17 protein-coding genes and 2 pseudogenes are annotated in these 21,674 nt (G+C 71.7%); 14 read left to right on the top strand and 5 right to left on the bottom strand.

Annotation, left to right across the window (positions count from 1 at the left end):
* The first annotated feature begins 29 nt into the window (after positions 1 to 29).
* Positions 30 to 1,187, top strand: a complete 1,158-nt coding sequence (locus ACFY3I_RS30300; RefSeq protein ID WP_390864298.1) for a D-alanine--D-alanine ligase family protein — start codon at positions 30 to 32, stop codon at positions 1,185 to 1,187.
* Between the two features lie 49 nt (positions 1,188 to 1,236).
* On the opposite strand, the gene ACFY3I_RS30295 is transcribed toward ACFY3I_RS30300, so the two are convergent.
* Both ACFY3I_RS30295 and ACFY3I_RS30290 read right to left on the bottom strand, forming a co-directional pair.
* The gene (locus ACFY3I_RS30295) at positions 1,237 to 1,722 is read right to left on the bottom strand and encodes a DUF3515 domain-containing protein (RefSeq protein WP_390864296.1); all 486 of its coding nucleotides are present in this window, start codon (positions 1,720 to 1,722) and stop codon (positions 1,237 to 1,239) included.
* A gap of 20 nt (positions 1,723 to 1,742) precedes the next feature.
* Positions 1,743 to 1,976 (bottom strand): Lrp/AsnC family transcriptional regulator, encoded by a 234-nt coding sequence (locus ACFY3I_RS30290; RefSeq protein WP_093498875.1) that lies wholly within the window; start codon positions 1,974 to 1,976, stop codon positions 1,743 to 1,745.
* 206 nt (positions 1,977 to 2,182) lie between these two features.
* Between ACFY3I_RS30290 and ACFY3I_RS30285 the strand changes: the two genes are divergently transcribed.
* Both ACFY3I_RS30285 and thiD read left to right on the top strand, forming a co-directional pair.
* Positions 2,183 to 3,148 carry a thiamine-phosphate kinase gene (locus ACFY3I_RS30285; protein WP_046733970.1) on the top strand — a complete coding sequence of 322 codons (966 nt, stop codon included), beginning with the start codon at positions 2,183 to 2,185 and terminating at the stop codon, positions 3,146 to 3,148.
* A complete protein-coding gene (thiD, locus tag ACFY3I_RS30280) occupies positions 3,145 to 3,954 on the top strand; it encodes a bifunctional hydroxymethylpyrimidine kinase/phosphomethylpyrimidine kinase (protein ID WP_390864294.1) in 810 nt (269 codons plus the stop codon). Before ACFY3I_RS30285 ends, thiD begins: the two co-directional genes overlap by 4 nt.
* 136 nt (positions 3,955 to 4,090) lie before the next feature.
* Here thiD and rpmB read toward each other — a convergent pair whose 3' ends face one another.
* Positions 4,091 to 4,276 (bottom strand): 50S ribosomal protein L28, encoded by a 186-nt coding sequence (rpmB, locus tag ACFY3I_RS30275; RefSeq protein ID WP_003993230.1) that lies wholly within the window; start codon positions 4,274 to 4,276, stop codon positions 4,091 to 4,093.
* 259 nt (positions 4,277 to 4,535) lie between these two features.
* Here rpmB and ACFY3I_RS30270 point away from each other — a divergent pair, with 259 nt between their 5' ends.
* Positions 4,536 to 6,209 (top strand): DAK2 domain-containing protein, encoded by a 1,674-nt coding sequence (locus tag ACFY3I_RS30270; protein WP_390864292.1) that lies wholly within the window; start codon positions 4,536 to 4,538, stop codon positions 6,207 to 6,209.
* 29 nt (positions 6,210 to 6,238) lie between these two features.
* On the opposite strand, the gene ACFY3I_RS30265 is transcribed toward ACFY3I_RS30270, so the two are convergent.
* Positions 6,239 to 9,148: a tetratricopeptide repeat protein gene (locus ACFY3I_RS30265; protein ID WP_390864290.1), complete on the bottom strand. Its 2,910-nt coding sequence runs from the start codon at positions 9,146 to 9,148 to the stop codon at positions 6,239 to 6,241.
* A complete protein-coding gene (locus ACFY3I_RS30260) occupies positions 9,148 to 10,974 on the bottom strand; it encodes an HSP90 family protein (RefSeq protein WP_390864288.1) in 1,827 nt (608 codons plus the stop codon). The genes ACFY3I_RS30265 and ACFY3I_RS30260 overlap by 1 nt, the downstream gene beginning before the upstream one ends.
* 169 nt (positions 10,975 to 11,143) lie before the next feature.
* On the opposite strand from ACFY3I_RS30260, the gene recG reads away from it, so the two are divergent.
* The 10 genes and pseudogenes from recG to ACFY3I_RS30210 all read left to right on the top strand — a co-directional run bounded on the left by recG (position 11,144) and on the right by ACFY3I_RS30210 (position 21,668).
* The gene (recG, locus tag ACFY3I_RS30255) at positions 11,144 to 13,348 is read left to right on the top strand and encodes an ATP-dependent DNA helicase RecG (RefSeq protein ID WP_390864286.1); all 2,205 of its coding nucleotides are present in this window, start codon (positions 11,144 to 11,146) and stop codon (positions 13,346 to 13,348) included.
* A 96-nt stretch (positions 13,349 to 13,444) separates the two neighbouring features.
* Positions 13,445 to 14,035: pseudogene (gene rsmD, locus ACFY3I_RS30250) on the top strand (16S rRNA (guanine(966)-N(2))-methyltransferase RsmD); the annotation flags it as partial.
* A gap of 26 nt (positions 14,036 to 14,061) precedes the next feature.
* Positions 14,062 to 14,541, top strand: a complete 480-nt coding sequence (coaD, locus tag ACFY3I_RS30245; RefSeq protein WP_365289419.1) for a pantetheine-phosphate adenylyltransferase — start codon at positions 14,062 to 14,064, stop codon at positions 14,539 to 14,541.
* 58 nt (positions 14,542 to 14,599) lie between these two features.
* The gene (locus tag ACFY3I_RS30240; protein ID WP_390864283.1) at positions 14,600 to 15,691 is read left to right on the top strand and encodes an ATP synthase F0 subunit B; all 1,092 of its coding nucleotides are present in this window, start codon (positions 14,600 to 14,602) and stop codon (positions 15,689 to 15,691) included.
* A 143-nt stretch (positions 15,692 to 15,834) separates the two neighbouring features.
* Positions 15,835 to 16,485, top strand: a complete 651-nt coding sequence (locus ACFY3I_RS30235; RefSeq protein WP_390864282.1) for a YceD family protein — start codon at positions 15,835 to 15,837, stop codon at positions 16,483 to 16,485.
* Between the two features lie 2 nt (positions 16,486 to 16,487).
* Positions 16,488 to 16,661, top strand: a complete 174-nt coding sequence (rpmF, locus tag ACFY3I_RS30230) for a 50S ribosomal protein L32 (protein WP_007493396.1) — start codon at positions 16,488 to 16,490, stop codon at positions 16,659 to 16,661.
* Positions 16,662 to 16,669: 8 nt separating this feature from the next.
* Complete coding sequence (gene rnc / locus ACFY3I_RS30225) at positions 16,670 to 17,509, top strand: ribonuclease III (protein ID WP_390864280.1); 840 nt, start codon at positions 16,670 to 16,672, stop codon at positions 17,507 to 17,509.
* Positions 17,510 to 17,591: 82 nt separating this feature from the next.
* Positions 17,592 to 18,449, top strand: coding sequence for a bifunctional DNA-formamidopyrimidine glycosylase/DNA-(apurinic or apyrimidinic site) lyase (gene mutM, locus ACFY3I_RS30220; RefSeq protein WP_390864279.1), 858 nt, complete (start codon positions 17,592 to 17,594; stop codon positions 18,447 to 18,449).
* 309 nt (positions 18,450 to 18,758) lie between these two features.
* Positions 18,759 to 19,460, top strand: a pseudogene (locus tag ACFY3I_RS30215) (BTAD domain-containing putative transcriptional regulator); the annotation flags it as partial.
* 207 nt (positions 19,461 to 19,667) lie between these two features.
* Complete coding sequence (locus ACFY3I_RS30210) at positions 19,668 to 21,668, top strand: ATP-binding protein (protein ID WP_390864400.1); 2,001 nt, start codon at positions 19,668 to 19,670, stop codon at positions 21,666 to 21,668.
* The last annotated feature ends 6 nt before the right edge of the window (positions 21,669 to 21,674 follow it).

The following is a 21,674-nucleotide window of genomic DNA, read 5'->3' as shown; positions in this document are numbered from 1 at the left end:
GCCCTACCACCGGGTACTCTCATCGCGATATGAGCACCGAGAACCTCCCCCAGAGCCCTGAGCAGCCCGCTCGCAAGCCCCGTGTGGCCCTCGTGTTCGGCGGCCGCAGCTCCGAGCACGGCATCTCCATGGTCACCGCCGGAGCGGTCCTGAGCGCCATCGACCGGACGAAGTACGACGTCCTGCCGATCGGCATCACCCGGGAGGGCCGCTGGGTGCTCACGGCCGACGAACCCGAACGCATGGCCATCACCGACCGCCGCACGCCCGAGGTCGGCGACCTCGCCGAGGCCACCGACGGCGGCGTGCTGCTCCCCGTCGACCCGGCCAACCGCGAGGTCGTCTACAGCGAGCCCGGTTCCGTGCCCAAGGCGCTCGGCGAGGTCGACGTCGTCTTCCCGATGCTGCACGGCCCGTACGGCGAGGACGGCACCCTGCAGGGCCTCCTGGAGCTCTCCGGCGTCCCCTACGTGGGCTCCGGCGTGCTCGCCTCGGCCGTCGGCCAGGACAAGGAGTACATGAAGCGGGTGTTCACCTCGTTCGGCCTCAAGGTCGGCCCGTACCTGGTGATCCGTCCCCGCGAGTGGAAGCAGGACGAGTCCGGCGCCCGCAAGCGGATCGTGGACTTCGCGGGCGAGCACGGCTGGCCGCTGTTCGTGAAGCCGGCGCGGGCGGGCTCGTCGATCGGCATCACCAAGGTCGACGACCTCTCCGGACTCGACGAGGCGATCGCCACCGCCCAGGTCCACGACCCGAAGATCCTGGTCGAGGCGGCGCTGCGCGGCCGTGAGCTGGAGGTCGGCGTCCTGGAGTTCGAGGACGGCCCGCGCGCCTCGGTACCGGCCGAGATCCCGCCCGCCGACACGCACGCGTACTACGACTTCGAGGCCAAGTACATCGACTCCACCCCCGGCATCGTCCCGGCGCCGCTGACCGAGGCGGAGACCGCCGAGATCCAGGCGCTCGCGGTGGACGCGTTCGAGGCCGCCTCCTGCGAGGGCCTGGTCCGCGCGGACTTCTTCCTCACCGAGGACGGCGACTTCGTGATCAACGAGATCAACACGATGCCGGGCTTCACGCCGATCTCGATGTACCCCCAGATGTGGCAGGCGACGGGCGTCGGCTACCCGGAGCTGATCGACCGCCTGATCCAGGCGGCGCTGAACCGTTCGACGGGGCTGCGCTAGAGCCGCCCCGAGCCGGAGCGCCCCTGGCGGGCGGACATCGCAGGACCCGCTAGTCGGCGACCCCCTTCGGAATCGCGTGCTCGACGGCGGGCGCCAGGTTCGCCAACGGCGCCAGGCCGTCGCCGGTCCGCTCCGCGGGGATCGTCACCTCGACATACGCCTTCCGCAACGTCGTGGTGAAGTGAAACGATTTGTCGGGCTGCTGCTCCAGCAGCCAGCCGACCCCGTCGACCTCGACCCCGTCGGCTTCGGGGTCGGCCATCTTCGCAGGCCGCTCGACACCACAGCGCAGTATGATCGCCGGGTTCCCCCAGCCCGCCGTCAGTACGGAGGCGGGCTCGGGGTCACGCCGGGCGAGCTTCTCCACCCTCTTCGGCAACCCCTCGTCGAGATTCCGGCACAGCTTCGCCACCGCTGCGCCCGGACGGGGAACCGCCGCCGACGGCGGATCGTCCGCCGATGAACAGCCCGCCGTGGCGATCATCAGCACGGCGAGCACGGGCAGACCGGAGGGCCGGTGACGGAAGGTCTTCACCGGCCAAGCGTAGACGGGGGCTACAGATGCACGACCGGGCAGGTCAGGGTGCGCGTGATGCCGTCCACTTGCTGGACTCTGGCGACCACGAGCCGGCCGAGTTCGTCGACCGTCTCCGCCTGCGCGCGCACGATGACGTCGTACGGTCCTGTCACATCCTCGGCCTGGATGACTCCAGGGATCTTGCTGATGATCTCGGCGACGGTCGACGCTTTGCCGACCTCCGTCTGGATCAGGATGTACGCCTGTACCACGGAACCTCCAGGGCGGCCACGAGGATCATGTGGGGAAAAGGAACGCCACGGTATCGCGTCGCCGCTCACCACGGGGAGACCTGCGCGGACAGGGGCTTGCGCGCCAGGGTGCAGGCACGACAGAAGTTGACGGTCACCTCGACCGTATCCAGGACGACGGTGACGCGCGAGCGGGCCCGGCACGGCAGAGAAGGGGCGTAAGGGCAATGAAGGGCACTGTTGGTGAGCTGGGGGAGTTCGGGCTCATCAGGGAGCTCACCTCCCGTCTCACCACCACTCCGGCGGTCCGGGTCGGCCCCGGCGACGACGCCGCGGTGGTCGCCGCGCCCGACCGCAGGGTCGTGGCGAGCACCGACATCCTGCTGGAGGGCCGGCACTTCCGCCGCGACTGGTCCACGGCCTACGACGTGGGCCGCAAGGCGGCCGCCCAGAACCTCGCGGACATCGCGGCCATGGGCGCCGTGCCGACCGCGCTGCTGCTCGGCCTGGTCGTCCCCGCCGAACTGCCGGTGACCTGGCCCAGCGAGCTGATGGACGGCATCCGGGACGAGTGCCAGGTGGCGGGCGCCTCGGTGGTCGGCGGCGACGTGGTCCGCGGCGACACGATCATGGTCTCCATCACCGCGCTCGGCGATCTGCGCAACCAGGAGCCGGTGACCCGGGCCGGGGCCCAGCCCGGCGACCTGGTGGCCGTCACGGGCTGGCTGGGCTGGTCCGCGGCCGGCTACGCGGTGCTCTCCCGGGGCTTCCGGTCGCCGCGCGCCTTCGTGGAGGCGCACCGCCGCCCCGAGCCGCCGTACCACGCGGGTCCGGCCGCCGCCGGGCTCGGCGCCACCGCGATGTGCGACGTCAGCGACGGGCTGATCGCCGACCTCGGGCACATCGCGGAGGCCAGCAAGGTCCGGATCGACATCCGCTCCGGCGCGATCGACGTCCCGACCCAGATGAACGACATCGGCCAGGCCGTCGGCGTCGACCCCATCCAGTGGGTGCTGACCGGCGGCGAGGACCACGCGATCGTGGCGACCTTCCCGCCCGACGTGAAACTGCCCGCCCGCTGGAAGGTCATCGGCGAGGTCCTCAACCCGTCGGCGCTGCCGCAGGTGACCGTCGACGGGGCGCCCTGGACCAGCAAGGGCGGCTGGGACCACTTCGGGGACATCGAGTCATGAGCCTCCCGCGCGTGCTGACGGTCGCGGGCTCCGACTCCGGTGGCGGGGCCGGCATCCAGGCAGACCTGAAGACCATGCTGGCGCTCGGCGTGCACGGTATGAGCGTGATCACTGCGGTCACCGCGCAGAACTCCGTGGGCGTGCAGGGGGCCTGGGAGCTGCCGGTGGCGGCGGTGCGCGCCCAGTACCGCAGCGTGGTCGACGACATCGGCGTGGACGCGGTGAAGACCGGGATGCTCGCCTCGGCCGAACTCGTCGAGACGGTCGCGGAGTTGATCGCCGGAACCGACGCGCCCGTGGTCGTGGACCCGGTGGGCGTCTCCAAGCACGGCGACTCCCTGCTCGCCGCCTCCGCGCTCGACTCGGTGCGCACCAAGCTCCTCCCGCTGGCCACCGTGGCCACCCCCAACCTGGACGAGGTGGCCCAACTCGCCGGCGTCCAGGTCGAGTCGGAGGCGGATCTGAGCCGGGCCGCGGCGGCCGTGCTGGCGTACGGGCCGCGCTGGGTGCTGATCAAGGGCGGGCATCTGCCGGGCGAGGCCGTGGACCTGCTCACGGACGGCACGGACGAGTTCCGGCTGCGCGCCCCGCGTCACGACAACCGGCACACCCACGGGACCGGCTGCACCCTCGCGTCCGCGATCGCCTCGCAGCTCGCGAAGGGGCGGTCGGTGCCGGAGGCGGTGGCGGCGGCCAAGGAGTACGTCACCGGGGCGATCGCCGCCGGATTCGCCCTCGGCGCCGGGATCGGACCCGTGGACCACGGCTGGACCCTGGGCCGGCGCCAGGTGTATCGACCCGCGTGAACAACCCTGCGGGTCAATACACCTAGGACCGCTCCCGCGCACAGGGCCCCGCGGGCACGGCAAAAAGCCGGTCCACCCTCAGGTGGACCGGCTCAGTGCGGCGAACCGGCAGTGGCCGCGCGCTAGCAGCAGTGCGTCAGCGCGAGACCTTGCCGGCCTTGATGCACGAGGTGCAGGCGTTCACGCGCTTCGGCGTCCCGCCGACCACGGTACGCACACGCTGGATGTTCGGGTTCCAGCGACGGGACGTACGGCGGTGCGAGTGCGAGATGTTGTTGCCGAAGCCCGGCCCCTTGCCGCAGACGTCGCAGTTGGCAGCCACGGGTCACTCCAAAGACTTCAGATGCACTTACGGTTGGATCCCGGCTTGCCGGGATCGAGATCCAGGGATCTGAGATCTTGAGTGGCGTTGCCAGGGTTGACGGCCCGATCGGATCGGGCAACCGGAGCAGCATACAACGGCCGCGACGGTTAGACGAAACTAGCATGGCTGCTCAGGGGCCGGCTCCCGGCCCTCTTCCGGTGGACACCCTCCCGGGGTCTACGCTGCGACCACGTCGGGCCAGCTCAAGGAGGCGCAGGTGGCGCAGGTGCCGCAGACATTCCTCGATGCTCTCGCGGTACGCACCTGGTGCGCTCTCGCGCTCGGGGCGATCGGCCGGGCGCGGGAGGAGATCGACTCGATCAACGTCTACCCGGTGGCCGACGGTGACACGGGCACGAACCTCTACCTGACGGTGGAATCGGCCGCCGGAGCCGTGGAGGCCGTCTTCGCCGGCTACGAGCTGGGCGAAGAGGTCCCCACCCTGGCCGACGCCGTCGGCGCGATGGCGCACGGCGCCCTGATAGGCGCGCGCGGCAACTCCGGCACGATCCTGGCGCAGCTGCTGCGCGGCATGGCCCAGACCCTCACCGGGGGTGGGGCGACTCACATCGACGGCGAGCGACTCCGGCTCGCCCTGCGGCACGCCGCCGAGACCGCCCGCAAGGCCGTCGCCCACCCCGTCGAGGGCACCGTGCTGTCGGTCGCGACCGCGGCGGCCGACGCGGCCGACGCCACCGAGGGCGACTGCGGGGCCGTCGTCCGCGCCGCCTACGACGGCGCCTGCCGGGCGCTCGCCAGGACCCCCGGGCAGCTGGCCGTGCTGGAGCGGGCCGGCGTGGTCGACGCGGGCGGGCGAGGCCTGGTCGCGGTGCTCGGGGCACTGGTGGAGGCGTGCACGGGGGAGGCGCCGACGGCCTTCGACCCGCACGCCCACGACGGGCTCCCGATCGCGTACGCGCGCGTGGACGCCGTTTCCGACGCCAGGGCCGAGGCGTGCGCCGAGCCGGCCCCGGGACCCGCCTTCGAGGTCGTCTACCTCCTGGAGGCCGAGGACGCCGCCGTGGAGCGGCTCCGGCTCCGGCTGGACGCGCTCGGCGACTCCCTGGTGGTGGTCGGCGGCGACGGCCTGTGGAACGTCCACGTGCACGTCGACGACGCCGGCGCCGCCGTGGAGGCGGGCGTCGAGGCCGGGCGCCCCCACCGGATCCGGATCACGCACTTCGGCGCGTCAGACCCGCACACCGGCGCGGAACCCCCGCGCGAGCGGGTGCAGCGGGCCGTGGTGGCCGTCGTGCCGGGGGAGGGGCTGGTCGGGCTGTACGGCGACTCCGGCGCCACCACCGTGCTCGCGCGCCCCGGGGAGCCGCCCGCCAGCGGTGAGCTGGTGGACGCCGTACGGCGGGCCCACGCGCGCGAGGTGGTGCTGCTGCCCAACGACGCCGACCTGCGGCACACCGCGGCCGCGGCCGCCGAGCAGGTCCGCGCGGAGGGCATCCGGGTCGCCCTCATCCCGACCCGCTCCGCGGTCCAGGGCATCGCCGCGCTCGCCGTGCACCAGCCGGACCGCCGCTTCGACGAGGACGTCGTCCAGATGACCTCGGCGGCCGGCGCCACCCGCTACGCCGAGGTCGTGGTCGCGGAACGGCAGTCCTGGACCATGGCGGGCATCTGCCAGGCCGGGGACGTGCTGGGCCTGATCGACGGCGACGTGGCGGTGATCGGCTCGGACGTCACGGCCACCGCCGAGACCGTCCTCGACCGGATGCTCCAGGCCGGCGGCGAGCTGGTCACCCTCGTCCTCGGCGACGAGGCGCCCGAGGGGGTCGCCGAACGCCTGGAGGCACGGGTGCGCGAGGCGTACCTCGCCGTGGACACGGTGGTCCACGACGGCGGCCGGCAGGGGGCCCCGCTGCTCATCGGCGTCGAGTGAGCCCCCCCGCGCCCGTCCCCGCACACCCCTCAGGCCTCCGTGGGCTCCAGCAGCTGCCGTGCCTCCGCCCGCCGGGCCCGGACCGTGTCGTCGTCCGGGTCGGCGCCCTCGTAGGCGTCCAGCACCGCACGCGCGCGTGCCGCCGCGTCGGCCGGCCGGCTCAGGTCGGCCTCCAGCCAGCCCGCCGCGAGTTCGGCACCGGTACGGCTGTGCAGCTCCTCCTCGCCCAGTTCGGCGAAGACGGCTATCGCGGCCGTCGTCTCCGCCAGCGCCGCCTCGAAGGCGTCCTGGATCGCCGCGTCCTCGGCGTCCTCGGAAGCGGACCGGGCGAGCAGATCCCCGAACTGCCGGTGGGTGTGGCCCAGCTCGGCGGTGAGCCGGTCCCGGGCGGCCGGATCCGGGTGCGCCGCCAGCGCCGTCTCGCACTCCGCCACCGCGGCCGCCATCAGCCCGCGCGCGCCCGCCGTCCCGGCCTCCGTGCGCAGCGCCAGCCACGCGCGCGCCCGCAGCGAGCGGACCAGGAAGTGCACGTTGCCCATCGCCCGCCACAACTCGCCCGCGCGCGTGTAGGCCAGGTCAGCCTCGGCGGCCAGCCCCGCGTTGCCCAGCGACTCGGCGGCCAGGTGCGCCAGGGTGGCGTGGTCGTGCTGCTCGGGCCAGTGCCGGGCGGTCTCGGCCGCCTGCAGACGCCGTTCGGCCGCCGCGTGGTGCTCGCCCAGCTCGCTCAGACAGTCCCCGAGCCACCACTGGGTCTGCACGACCGCACCGTCACCGTGCGTCTCGGCGCTCAGGTCGGCCAGCGCCGACTCCAGCACCTCGGCGGCCTCCGCGAACCGCCCCTGCCGCAGCAGCAGGCCGCCCAGCTGGTGCCGCGCCCAGGCGCCCATGGTGGAGCTCTCCCCGGCCTCGTCGGCCCAGTGCGCCGCCTGGAGAGCGTGCTCGGCGGCCTCCTCGGCCGCGCCCCGCCCACCGAGCACCTCGGCCAGCTGGAGGTGCAGCTGGGCCCGCCCGACCGGCTCCACGAGCGGCCCCCCGTGCTCCAGGGCCGCCCGCAGGGCCCGCTCCGCCTCGGCCATGTCGCCCTGCTCATGGGCGAGCGCGGCCACCCGCACCTCGTACTCCACCGCGAACCACGGCAGCTCCGCGCCCACGAACTGCGCCGACGCCTGCCGGAACAGCTCGCCCGCGCGCTCCGCGTCACCGGCGTGCTCGGCCAGTTCGGCGAGCATCGCCCGCCCCTCGGCCGCCCGCGCCACCAGCCGGACGTCGGCCCCGCCGCGCCCGCCGACGAGCGCCAGCACCTCCCGTACGGCCTGCTCGGCGCCGTCGGCGCCCTGGGACCGCTCGTGCACCCGGCGCATCAGGATCCGCGCCCGGCTCATCAGCACGGACGCCGTCTGCCGCACACCGGTGGCGTCGTCGGCGTACAGCGCGAGGATCCGGTCGTACGGCTCGGCGATCGCCGCCGTCGCCTCGTCCAGTTCCCCGGCCAGCGCGCGCACGTAGGCGGCACGCGCGCGTGCCGCGATCGCCTCGCCCTCGTCGCCGGCCTCCGCGTACAGTGCGGCCGCCCGCTCGAACAGCTCGACGCCCTCGGGCCCTCGGCCCATCGCCGTGTGGTCGGCGATCTCCGCCCGGACGCGGGTGTCGACCTCGGTGTTCCCGGCGGCCTCCGCGACCGCCGCCCAGGCCTCCATGGCGTGCGGCTGGAGCGTGTCCGAGAGGCGGCGCGCCTCGGCGATCAGCGCGGGCAGCGACGGCCGCTCCGGCGCGGGCGCCCGCACCACCGGCGCGACCGGTCCGGCGGGCGCCGTCCGCGGTGTGCGCACGCCCAGCGGCAGCCGGTCCACCAGGGGCCGCTGCGCCATCCGCTCGCGCAGCTGGTCGCCGACGTAGGAGGTGCCGTTGCGGGCGTCGAACCGTGCCGCCAGCTCCAGCGCCTGCGCACGCGCGTGCCCGGCGAGTTCGCCGGCGCTCCACGCCCGTCCCTCGGGGCCCGGCACCCGCTGTCCGCCGAGGCCCAGCTCGGTCAGCCGCTCCATCAGCAGCGTCACCACCGCCAGGAAGTCCATCCGGCTGCGCGGCTGCCCGGTGTCCGTGAAGTACGCGGGACGTTCCGCCAGCAGTTCCAGACCGCGTGCCTCGTTGCCGGTCAGCGCGCAGAACTCCACGTGGTCCGCGTAGGCGCCGCGCATGCTCTCCATGGGGCGCACCAGCCGGAAGCCGCGCAGATGGTGGGCGCGGGCCTCGTCGGCCCGGCCGAGCCGCAGCAGCGGGAGCAGCGAGGAGGCGAGGACCGTGTGCGGCTCGTGGGCGCAGCTGTACTCGCCCTCCAGGACCGGCCCCCACAGCTCCAGGGCCGCGGCGTCCCTGCCGTTGCGCAGCTGCCAGCCGCCCTGCCCGTGCAGCTCGCACGCGTGGCAGTCGGCCATCCGGTCCCGGTCCGCCGCCAGCCAGGCCGTGTACGCCCGCTCCGCGCGCGCGAGGTCACCGATGTGCCCGGCGACGCTGAACTCGGCGCTGCGCACCGCCCGCTCGGAGTGCCCGGCCAACCGGTAGCGGTGCTCCATCTCGCCGAGCCACTTCTCGATCGAGGCGAGCGGGATGTGCGGCTGGTCGAGCATGCCGGCCGTCACCCACTTGAAGACCCAGTGCAGCGAGTGCGTCTCGTACTCGTCGAAGTCCCCGGGCCGCTCGTCCCACAGGCGCAGCAGGCGCGCGAAGGGGACGAACATCTTGTCCTTCTCGGAGCTGTAGTTGTAGACCTTCAGCTGGTGTCCGAGCGCCTCGATCACGGCGAGCGGGATGTTCAGCTTCTCGGCCTCCACCAGCAGCCGCTCCGCGCGCGCGTTGCGGGCGGGACCCTCCGGCTCCTCGGAGTTCTCGGCCATCGCGCGGCGCAGCGCGTCGAAGTCCGCGATCCCCCCGGCCTCGGCCATCAGCGGTCACCCTCCCCATGAGTGGCCCACTCCAGGAGGCCGATGAACGAGCGGTTGATCAACGCCGAGTCGGCGGGCCGCAGCGGGCGCTGCGCCATCAGCAGCGCCTGCCCGTAGAGCGATTCGCTCGCGGTGCCGATCAGCTCCGGTTCGGTCAGGGAACTGATCCGCCGGATCAGCGGGTTGAGATGGTTGAGCACCAGCCGTGCCCGGGGTGCGCTGCCGCGCAGCGAGCCCAGGATGCCCGCCCACAGATCGTCGGCCCGCTCCTCGGCCTCCGCGCGGGCCTGCTCGTGCCGCGCGGCCCGGTCGTCCAGGTGCAGCGCGGGCACGGACAGCGGGTGGAAGGCGCGCAGGACGACGTCGCAGCCCAGCGGGTCCAGCTTCGCCCGCGCGGCCGCCAGGAAGCCCGCGAGCGCCAGCTCCTCCGCCGGATCCACCGAGTCCAGGTGCGCGGTCACGGTGTCCGCGTCCAGCTCCGCGACCACCGTCCCGGGCCGCACCGACGGCAGTGCCTCGACCAGCTCGCTGTCGTACGTGTAACCGCCGTTGACCACCCCGATGCCCTGCGCGGAGGCGATCGGCGCGACCTGCCGGTACTCCTCGACCGTCCGCGTGAAGTGCACCACCGGGTGGCGCTGCGCGAACTCCTCCAGGGACAGCTGGCCGTCGGTCGTCTCGAAGGGCAGCCACGGCAGCATCGTGCGCAGCATCTCCCGGTCGTGCCGGGCCAGCGACTTCACCCCCAGGTGGTGCACGGACAGGAACGCCGAGAGCCGTTCCGGATCACCCGCGGCAAGGCCGGTCAGCCAGGACCGAATCCTTTCGCCGAGCGCCTCCCGTACGGCGGCCAGCGTCTCGTCCTCGTACAGCGACTCACGCGAGGCGGTCGGCCGCAGGCTGTCCGTGTCCAGGACGCAGCGCACGAAGAACGCCCAGTCCGGCAGCAGCTGTTCGGCCCGCTCGGTGAGCAGCATGCCCTTGAGGTGCACGCGATGGCCGGCCCGCTGGGCCGGGCTCACCGCCGCCGGCAGCACGTACGCCACCCCGCGGATCCCGGCCAGCGGCACGTCCAGGGCGATCGAGTCCAGCGGCGCGAACCCGAAGAGGTCCTGGCAGTGCCGGGCGAGGGCCACCCGGCGGGTGCCGGGGGAGGGGTAGGGCCGGTCCCAGGGCGCGGGCAGGTCGGTGACCGCCTCGTCGCCCACCCGGACGTCGTAGGGCAGCAGCGAACCGAAGTCCCGGGCCAGCGCCAGCACCCGCCGCTCGTCCAGCCACTCGGCCGCCCCCGCCCGTGCCACCAGATGCACGGTGGTGCCGGGTTCGGGCCGCGCCTCGGGCGCCAGCGTCCGCACGGTGTACGACCCGTCGTCCCGGGCCGTCCACTCCACGGGGAGCGCGTCCGGGGTACGGGCGCTGCGGCTGACCACCCGGATCCGCTCGGCGACCACGAAACAGGCCAGCAGCCCGATGCCGAACTGGCCCAGGAAGTCGGAGCGGGCCTCCTGGAGCCCGTCCGCGCGCTTGGAACTGCGCCCGATGGTCGCGAGCAGGCTGTGCACGTCCGACTCGGTGAGCCCGACGCCGCTGTCCTCCACCCGCAGGGCGCTGCCGTCGGCGTACAGCCGCACCCGCGCCGGGGCGTCGGGCTGCTCGGCCCGTCTGGCGGTGATGGCGTCCACCGCGTTCTGCAGCAGCTCGCGCAGGTAGACCTTGGGGCTGGAGTACAGGTGGTGGGAGAGCAGGTCCACCAGACCGCGCAGGTCGACCTGGAACGTATGGGGAGGCTGGGATGCCTGGGATGACTGTGAGGTCTGGGAGTCCATCGTCGCTGCGCCGGAGGGGGGAAGACGTGGTCGGCGCGGGGTCGGGCGGTCCCGGGTGGGGTGGTGACCGCGGAAGGATGGCCGGAGCGCGCCATCCTATGACTCAAAACGGCCGTCTGACCAGGGGTTTCCCGAGACATATACGGCATTGTCAGTGGCGTGGTGTGGAATGGATCTCGTGCCCGCACTGGAAGAACCACTGAAGAAGGTGCTCGGCCCAGCCACCGCGAAGGTGATGGCCGAGCACCTCGGCCTGCACACGGTCGGCGATCTCCTGCACCACTACCCGCGCAGATACGAGGAGCGCGGCCAGCTCACCCACCTCGCCGACCTGCCCATGGACGAACACGTCACGGTGGTCGCCATGGTGGCCGACGCCCGGCTGCACACCTTCGCCTCCGCCAAGGCGCCGCGCGGCAAGGGACAGCGGCTGGAGGTCACGATCACCGACGGCAGCGGCCGGCTCCAACTGGTCTTCTTCGGCAACGGCGTGCACAAACCCCACAAGGAACTCCTGCCCGGCACCCGCGCGATGTTCGCCGGCAAGGTCTCGGCCTTCAACCGCCGCCTCCAACTGGCCCACCCGGCCTACGAACTGCTGCGCGGCGAGGACCCGGACGAATCGGTGGAGACCTGGGCCGGCACCCTGATCCCGCTCTACCCGGCCACCGCGAAGCTGGAGTCCTGGAAGATCGGCAAGGCGGTCCAGACGGTCCTGCCGAGCGCGCAGGAGGCCCTGGACCCGCTGCCGCCGGCCCTTCGCGAGGGCCGCGGCCTGGTCTCCCTCCCCGAGGCCCTGCTCAAGATCCACCGCCCGCACACCAAGGCGGACATCGCGCAGGCCCGCGACCGCCTCAAGTGGGACGAGGCCTTCGTCCTCCAGGTCGCCCTGGCCCGTCGCCGCCACGCCGACGCCCAACTCCCCGCGGTGGCCCGCAGGCCCAGCCCCGACGGCCTCCTCACGGCCTTCGACGACCGGCTGCCTTTCACCCTCACGGACGGCCAGCAGAAGGTCTCCAAGGAGATCTTCGACGACCTGGCCACCGAACACCCGATGCACCGCCTCCTGCAGGGCGAGGTGGGCAGCGGAAAGACGCTGGTGGCCCTGCGCGCCATGCTCGCCGTGGTGGACGCGGGCGGCCAGGCGGCGATGCTCGCCCCCACCGAGGTGCTGGCCCAGCAGCACCACCGGTCGATCACCGAGATGATGGGCGAGCTGGCGGAAGGCGGCATGCTCGGCGGCGCCGAACACGCCACCAAGGTCGTCCTGCTCACCGGTTCGATGGGGACGGCCGCCCGCCGCCAGGCCATGCTGGACCTCGTCACCGGGGACGCCGGACTGGTGATCGGCACCCACGCGCTCATCGAGGACAAGGTGCAGTTCCACGACCTCGGCCTGGTGGTGGTGGACGAACAGCACCGCTTCGGCGTGGAACAGCGCGACGCCCTGCGCGGCAAGGGCGCCCAGCCCCCGCACCTCCTCGTCATGACGGCGACCCCCATCCCGCGCACGGTCGCCATGACGGTCTTCGGCGACCTGGAGACCTCGGTCCTGGACCAGCTGCCGGCCGGCCGCTCCCCGATCTCCACGCACGTCGTCCCCGCCGCCGACAAACCCCACTTCCTGGCCCGCGCCTGGGAGCGGGTCCGCGAGGAAGTCGCGGGCGGCCACCAGGCGTACGTCGTCTGCCCCCGGATCGGCGACGAGGACGAGGACCCGAAGAAGGCGAGGAAGTCGGCCGAGGACGAGGCGGAGAAGCGCCCCCCGCTGGCCGTCCTGGACATCGCCGACCACCTGGCCAAGGGCCCGCTCGCCGGCCTGCGCGTCGAGGTCCTGCACGGCCGCATGCACCCGGACGACAAGGACGCGGTGATGCGCCGCTTCGCGGCCGGGGACACCGACGTCCTGGTCGCCACCACGGTCATCGAGGTCGGCGTGAACGTCCCCAACGCGACCGCCATGGTCATCATGGACGCCGACCGCTTCGGCGTCTCCCAGCTGCACCAGCTCCGCGGCCGGGTGGGCCGCGGCTCAGCCCCCGGACTCTGTCTGCTGGTCACGGAGATGGGCGAGGCGAGCCCGGCCCGACAGCGTCTGTCGGCGGTCGCCTCGACCCTGGACGGCTTCGAGCTGTCCCGTATCGACCTCGAACAGCGCCGGGAGGGCGACGTCCTCGGGCAGGCCCAGTCCGGAGCCCGCTCCAGCCTCCGCGTGCTCGCGGTGATCGAGGACGAGGAGATCATCGCGGAGGCCCGTGAGGAGGCGACGGCGCTGGTGGCCCGGGACCCCGAACTGACCGGCCTCGCGGGTCTGAGAACGGCCCTGGACGCCCTGGTGGACGAGGAAAGGGAACAGTTCCTGGAGAAGGGGTGAGCCGAAGCGCCCCGTCGGGAGCGTGGGGAACCGCGCGAGCGACCACGACGCACCTGCTGCCAGACTGAATCCGTAACCACCCCGAACCGAGGATTCAAGATGACCCGCGTGATCGCCGGCGCAGCCGGTGGACGTCGGCTGACGGTGCCGCCCGGCACCGGAACCCGCCCCACCTCCGACCGCGCGCGCGAAGGCCTCTTCTCCACCTGGCAGTCCCTCCTCGGCGGTCCCCTGGACGGCGAGCGGGTCCTCGACCTCTACGCCGGCTCGGGGGCCGTGGGCCTGGAGGCCCTCTCCCGGGGCGCCGGCCACACCCTCCTCGTCGAAGCCGACCCCCGGGCCGCCCGGGTCGTACGTGAAAACGTAAAGAATCTGGGACTCCCCGGCGCCGAGGTCAGAGCGGGCAAAGCGGAACAGGTCGTCCAGACGCCGGCGCCCGCGCAGCCGTACGACATCGTCTTCCTGGACCCCCCGTACGCCGTCTCGGACGACGATCTTCGGGAGATTCTCCTCACACTCCACTCGGGGGGCTGGCTAGCGCCCGAGGCGCTCGTCACCGTGGAGCGCAGCACCAGAGGCGGTGACTTCCGCTGGCCGACCGGCTTCGAAGCCCTCCGGTCCCGTCGCTACGGCGAGGGAACGTTTTGGTACGGTCGCGCCGCCTCTACGTGCGAAGACGCACGATGAACGGACCGGAGAGCGAGGGATCACAAGTGCGCCGCGCCGTCTGTCCCGGGTCATTCGACCCGATCACCAACGGACACCTCGACATCATTGCCCGGGCGTCCCGTCTCTATGACGAGGTCTACGTCGCGGTGATGATCAACAAGTCCAAGAAGGGCCTGTTCGAGATCGACGAGCGGATCGACCTGATCCGCCAGGTCACGGCCGACCACGGGAACGTCCGCGTCGAGGCGTTCCACGGCCTCCTCGTCGACTTCTGCAAGCAGCGCGAGATCCCCGCCATCGTCAAGGGCCTGCGGGCCGTCAGCGACTTCGACTACGAGCTGCAGATGGCCCAGATGAACATCGGCCTGTCGGGCGTGGAGACGCTCTTCGTGCCGACCAACCCCACCTACAGCTTCCTCTCGTCCTCCCTGGTCAAGGAGGTCGCCCAGTGGGGCGGAGACGTGTCGCACCTGGTTCCGCCGGCCGTCCTGGAGGCCCTCGACAAGCGTATTCACCGGGACTGATGGGGCTACAGTCGTTCCGTCCGTCTCCAACACAGCTGTAGAGAGTGGCGAGCGCAGGGTGGACGTACAGAACAAGCTCGACGAGATCGTGGCCACCGTCTCCGGTGCCCGGGCCATGCCCATGTCGGCGTCGTGCGTGGTCAACCGGGCCGACCTGCTCGCGATGCTCGAAGAACTGCGCCAGGCGCTGCCCGGCTCGCTCGCCCAGGCCCAGGAGCTGATCGGCGGCCGTGAGCAAATGGTCGAGCAGGCGCGCATGGAGGCCGAGCGGATCATCGAGACCGCGCACGCCGAGCGCGGCTCGCTGATCTCCGACACCGAGGTCGCCCGCCGCTCCCAGGCGGAGGCCGACCGGATCCTCGGCGAGGCCCGCAGGGAGGCCGAGGAGGTCCGCGCCGACGCCGACGACTACGTCGACTCCAAGCTCGCGAACTTCGAGGTCGTCCTCACCAAGACCCTCGGCTCGGTCGGCCGGGGCCGCGAGAAGCTCCTCGGCACCGGACCCGGCCTCGACGAGCAGGGCTACGAGGACGAGGACGCCCCCGAGCGCAGCCACGACCCCGAGACCCTCCGCCGGGACGCCGACGCCTACGTCGACGTGAAGCTCGGCGCCTTCGAGGCGGTCCTGGCCAAGACCCTGGAGGCCGTCGGCAAGGGACGCGCCAAGCTGCACGGGCGGATCGCCTCGGACGCCCTCGGCGCGCTGTCCGACGACAACACGACCTTCCAGCACTCCAGCGACGCCGACTACCTCGCCGACCTCGCGGCCCTCGCCGACCAGGACGACCGGGCGGCGCAGCAGGCACAGCCCGAACCGCAGCCCGTCGCCGCCCACCAGCAGCCGCAGTACGACCAGCAGCCCGTGCAGCAGCCCATGGTGCAGGACCCGTACGGCTACCCGCAGCAGCAGGACCCCTACGGCGGCTACCCCCAGCAGCAGCCCGCCTACGCCCAGCAGGACCCCTACGGCTACCAGCAGGCCGACCCCTACGCCTACCAGGGCTACGACACCGGCCAGCAGCCCGTCTACGACCCCCAGCAGCAGCCGGCCCAGCACCAGTCGTACGCTCTGGACGAGACCAGCCTCTTCGACACCGGCATGATCACGCCGGAGCAGCTGAGGGCCTACGAGCAGGGCCGCGGCCTGTAGGGACGGGGCCGAGGCCGGCGGATTGGGCCGACAGCGAAAGGTCCAGTATCCTGGCTCTTCGGTCGCGTCCAGATCCGCGATCCGCGCTGCCCGGAGCTGTATTCCGGACGGCGTCCCTCTGAATTCGAAGATCGAAAGCAGGAATGGCTCCTCACGCACGCCTCGACCACCGCGACCCGTTCGTGTTCGACACACACGAGCTGGGGCGGCGTCCTGGCGCGCTGCAGCGCCTGACCCGCACGATCGACGCCCCGGAGGACTTCGGGATCAAGGATGTCATCGGAGTGCCGGAAGGCGCGCCGGTGGAACTCGACCTCCGACTCGAGTCGGTCATGGAAGGTGTGCTCGTCACAGGCACCGCCCGTGCACGGGCCGAGGGGGAGTGCGTAAGGTGTCTGGAGCCGGTCGGGCAGGAGCTCGAAGCGGACTTCCAGGAGCTGTTCTCGTACCCTGACGCCGACGACCGGGGCCGCGTGATCGCGGAACCGGGCGACGACGCCGAGGACGACGAGGACAGGTACTTCATCGAGGACGGCTTGTTCGACCTCGAACCCGTGCTGCGTGATGCGGTGGTGCTCGCACTGCCGATGCAGCCGGTGTGCCAGGACGACTGTGCAGGGCTGTGCTCCGAGTGCGGAGCCCGTCTCGCCGACGACCCGGACCACCACCACGACGCCGTCGACATCCGTTGGGCGGCTTTGCAGGGACTCGCCGGTTCCACCAAGGACGGCGAGAAGGACGAGATGAGCGGCGCTGACGCGGAAGCGGGCGTCGACGAGAAGCAGGAGAAGTAGCCGTGGCTGTTCCGAAGCGGAAGATGTCGCGCAGCAACACGCGCCACCGCCGGTCGCAGTGGAAGGCTGCGGTCCCCACCCTGGTTGCGTGCGAGCGCTGCCACGAGCCCAAGCTGCAGCACATCGCGTGCCCGTCTTGCGGCACCTACAACAAGCGCCAGGTCCTCGAAGTCTGAGCGGCCAGGTGAGAGGCACAGTGTCCAGTCCCAAGAAGGCGGATGACGCCAAGGCGGATCCATCCGCCAAGAAGAAAACGGACAGCACGGCCTCGTCCCACACGCTTCTGGAAGGGCGGCTCGGCTACAAGCTCGAGTCCGCCCTTCTGGTGCGCGCGCTGACCCACCGTTCCTACGCGTACGAGAACGGCGGCCTGCCGACGAACGAGCGGCTGGAGTTCCTCGGTGACTCCGTCCTCGGCCTCGTCGTCACGGACACGCTGTACAACACCCACCCGGACCTGCCCGAGGGCCAGTTGGCCAAGCTCAGGGCCGCTGTGGTGAACTCGCGTGCGCTCGCGGAAGTGGGTCGCGGTCTCGACCTGGGTTCCTTCATCCGGCTCGGCCGCGGTGAAGAGGGCACGGGCGGCCGGGACAAGGCGTCCATCCTCGCCGACACCCTGGAAGCGGTGATCGGCGCGGTCTATCTCGACCAGGGCCTCGACTCGGCGTCCGAGCTGGTGCACCGGCTCTTCGACCCGTTGATCGAGAAGTCCTCGAACCTCGGAGCCGGCCTGGACTGGAAGACCAGTCTCCAGGAGCTCACCGCGACGGAGGGCCTCGGCGTGCCCGAGTACCTGGTCACGGAGACCGGCCCCGATCACGAGAAGACCTTCACTGCTGCCGCCCGCGTCGGAGGCGTCTCGTACGGCACCGGCACCGGCCGCAGCAAGAAGGAGGCGGAACAGCAGGCCGCCGAGTCCGCCTGGCGCGCCATCCGCGCCGCCGCGGACGAGCGGGCCGCCGCGGCCAAGGCCGCAGCGGTGGCCGAGGAGGACGACGGGTCGTCGTCCGCCGCCTCCGCCTGACGAACAGCGCGACGTTCCGAGCGCCCGGCCCCACCACGGGGCCGGGCGCTCGGAACGTCCAGGGTCCTGCACGGGAGACGCGATGCCCGAATTGCCCGAGGTCGAGGTCGTACGGCGTGGCCTGGAGCGATGGGTCGCCCATCGGGTCGTGGCCGAGACCGAGGTCCTGCACCCGCGTGCCGTGCGCCGGCACCTCGCGGGCCCCGACGACTTCACGCACCGGCTCAAGGGGCACCGGGTCGGCACCCCGAGCCGTCGCGGCAAGTACTTGTGGCTGCCGTTGGAGGACACCGACCAGTCGATCCTGGCGCACCTCGGCATGAGCGGTCAGCTGCTGGTGCAGCCGCACGAGGCGCCGGACGAGAAGCACCTGCGTGTCCGCGTCCGGTTCGGCGACGGCCTGGGCACCGAACTCCGCTTCGTGGACCAGCGCACGTTCGGCGGACTGTCGTTGCACGACAACACGCTCGACGGACTGCCGGACGTCATCGCGCACATCGCCCGCGACCCCCTCGACCCGCTGTTCGACGACGAGGCCTTCCACCAGGCGCTGCGCCGGAAGCGGTCGACCATCAAGCGGGCACTGCTCGACCAGTCGCTGATCAGCGGGGTCGGCAACATCTACGCGGACGAGGCGCTCTGGCGCGCCCGCATCCACTACGACCGCCCGACCGCCGGCTTCACCCGTCCGCGTACCGCCGAACTCCTCGGCCATGTACGGGACGTGCTGAACGCGGCCCTCGCCGTCGGCGGCACCAGCTTCGACAGCCTGTACGTCAACGTCAACGGCCAGTCCGGTTATTTCAGCCGCGATCTGAACGTGTACGGGCGCTCCGGCCAGGCATGCAACCGGTGCGGAACGAGCATCGGGAGAGCCCCGTTCATGAACCGTTCCTCCTACTTCTGCCCGAAGTGCCAGCCCGTTCCGAAGAGCAGCTGAGGGCGTTTTCGCCGGGTGCGCAGACGGTCACTCGGTGTCGGTACCGAGCGTCGCCGTGCGGCATCCCGGCTGTCACACATGGTTCCGGGCACTGAAGGCGGTCGGCCGTGTGCCGGTCACGCGTGGGCAACTCCGCCCACCCCTCGGCCGGCCGACCACCCACGTCACCGCTCGGGCCGACCGGCTCGCTTCGGCCATTTCGGCACCGCCGCTGTTTGGATCTCAGGCCCCTCGCGAGTCACTCTTGGTGTCATGTGAGTCGGACGAGCTGAGCCTGAGGTCAGGATCCTCCTATCGGGACTTGTGGAAATGAAAGACGACGAGAAACATCACGTGCGGTTCGCGGTCCTGGGATCGGTCAAAGTCTGGCGAGAAGACACCGAGTTATCCCTGGGGCCGCCCAAACAGCGCACTCTGCTGGCATTGCTTCTGCTGCACGCCGGGCAGACCATTGGTCTGAGCCAGATCGTTGACATTCTGTGGCACGGAGATCCGCCGAACAGCGCGGTGAACGTCGTCCGCCGTCATATCGGCTCGCTGCGGAAATTGCTGGAGCCCGGACTTCCTCCCCGTGCCCCGGGCGACCTGTTGGCGCGCCGTGCCGGTGGGTACGGCATCAATGTGGACCCAGGCACCCTCGACCTGCTGCACTTCCGTGATCTTGTAGCCCGCGCCCGCGATGCCGCCGACTGCGGCGAGGCGAGCGGCGCCGCGGAATTCTACGCCGAGGCACTCTCCCTCTGGCGCGGAGAGGCGGCACAGGGAGTTCCGCAGGACATCCGGGTGCATCCACTGTTCTCCGCCGTGGACAGCGAACACCTGGCGGCCCTGCGCGAGGGCGCCGACCTGATGCTGACGCTGGGCACGCCCGCCCCGGTTCTGCCCTTGCTGCAGCGGGCGATCGCGCAGTATCCGTTGGACGAGTCGCTGTACGCCCGGCTGATCCGGGCGCTCGCCCAGACGGGCCGTCAGGCGGAAGCGGTCGGGCTGTTTCAGGAGATGCGTCTGCGGTTGAGAACCGAGCTCGGTATCGAGCCGGGCCCGGAACTCCGCATTGCCCACGCCGGTCTGCTGCGCCAATCGAAAGGAGCCGCAATTCCGCGGGACGGGCGCCACGAGGCCTCCCCGAAGGAACTCTCCGGGTCCACGACGCCACAGTCTCCGCCTGGGCGGCCGAATGTGCCGAACACGGTTCGCCCCACACAACTTCCCCTGGACTTGCGCGCATTCGTCGGGCGCCGGGACGAACTGGCCCGGATCATCAGCGATCTCGAGAAAGTCGACGAGGAATCCGGAAGCCATGTGGTGATCAACACCATTGAGGGAATGGCGGGCGTGGGCAAGACCGCTCTCGCAGTGCATCTCGCACACCGCCTCGCGCACCGCTTCCCCGACGGCCAGCTCTACGTCAACCTCCGCGGTTTCGACGTGAGCGGGCCCTGCGTGACCGCCGCCGAAGCCCTGCGTTCCTTCCTGACCGCGCTGGGCGTGTCCGCACGGCACCTGCCGGCCAGCGTCGACTCCCAGGTCGCCCTCTACCGAAGCATCCTCGCGGACCGTCGGGTTCTGGTCGTTCTCGACAACGCGCGTGACGCGCAGCATGTACGGCCCCTGTTGCCGGGCAGCTCCACCTGCCTGGTCGTCATCACCAGCCGCGCCCAACTGCGTGGCCTCGTCGCCACCCACGGGGCCGCCCCGCTGATCCTCGGGCCGCTGAGCGAGGCGGAGTCCCGTGAAGTCCTCGCGCGTCACCTGGGCCAGGACCGGACCACCGCCGAACCCGAAGCCGTCGACGCGATCGTCGAGTTCTGCCATCGGCTGCCACTCGCCCTGGCGATCATCGCGGCGCGCGCGGCCACCCTGCCCGGGTTCCCCCTCGCCTCCATAGCCGCCGAGCTCCGGGCCAACCACTGCAGCCTCGACGCCTTCGCCGACGAGGACCCCTACACCGACCTGCGTACCGTCTTCTCCTGGTCCCTCGACGGCCTCGGGCGCGAGGAGGCAAGGCTCCTGCGGCTGCTGTCCCTGCACCCCGGGCCGGAGATGTCCGCCACGGCCGCGGCGAGTCTCGCCGCGCTGCCGGTGCGCCGGACCATGACCCTGTTGGCCAAGCTGGCGGACGTCCACCTGATGATCCGGCCGGTGCCGAATCGTTTCGCGTTCCATGACATGGTCAAGATCTACGCGTCCGAGCAGATCCAGGACCACGAGGACGCCGACACGCGCGGGTCCGCCGTGCGGCGCCTGCTCGACCACTATGTCCACGGCGCGCACGCCGCCGCGACCGCGCTGACGCCCCACCGTATCGACGCCGCCCCCGACGCCCCCATGGAACCGGGCGTCGAACTCGACCCGCTGACGGACCCGGACTCGGCCGCGACCTGGCTGGAGCGGGAACTGCCCGTGCTGATGTCCGCCGTGGGCCAGGCCAAGAGCATGGGCCACCCGGCCCGGGCGTGGCTGCTGGCACAGACCCTGGAGCTGTACCTGGACCGCAGGGGCCGCTGGCAGGACCAGATCGACATTCAGTCCATCGCCGTGGAGTCCTCCCTGCTGCTCCAGGACCGGCTTCGTGAGGCGCAGGCCCGGCGGTCGCTGGGGTTCGCCTACGGGCGCCTCGCCCAGTACGACCGGGCCCACACCGAACTCCACGAGGCGATGGCACTGTTCACCGCACTCGACAACCCCAACGGCCGGGCCCGCGTGCATCGTTCGCTGGCCTTCCTGGCCAACTGCCGCGACGAACACGACGCGGCTCTGCGCCACTATGCGCAGGCCCTGGACCTGTACCGGTCCGCGGACGACCTCACCGGGCAGGCGCTCGCCCTCAACGAGACGGGATGGACCTACATCCTCCACGGTGCCTACCCGCAGGCCGTTGCCGAGTGCACCCGAGCGGTGGCCCTGCACCAGAAGATCGGCGACACCAACGGCGAGGCCGCGGCCTGGGACAGCCTCGGGTACGCCCGCCACCACATGGGTCACCACGAGGAAGCCCTCCGTTGCTACGAGAGCGCGCTGAAGCTCTACCAGCGCATGAACGACCACTACCTGGAGGCGGACACACTCCTGCACATCGGGGACACCCACGAGGCCCGGGGAGACCGCGCCGCCTCCCTGTCCCTGTGGCGGGAGGCGGCGCGGATCCTCGACGAACTCGGTCACCCCGAGGCCGAACAGGCACGCGCTCGGCTGAGAGGTGAACCCACGGACGGCTGAGCGGTG

Source organism: Streptomyces sp. NPDC001068 (assembly GCF_042897315.1).
Lineage (GTDB): Bacteria > Actinomycetota > Actinomycetes > Streptomycetales > Streptomycetaceae > Streptomyces.
This window is presented reverse-complemented; position numbering and strand designations above follow the sequence as displayed.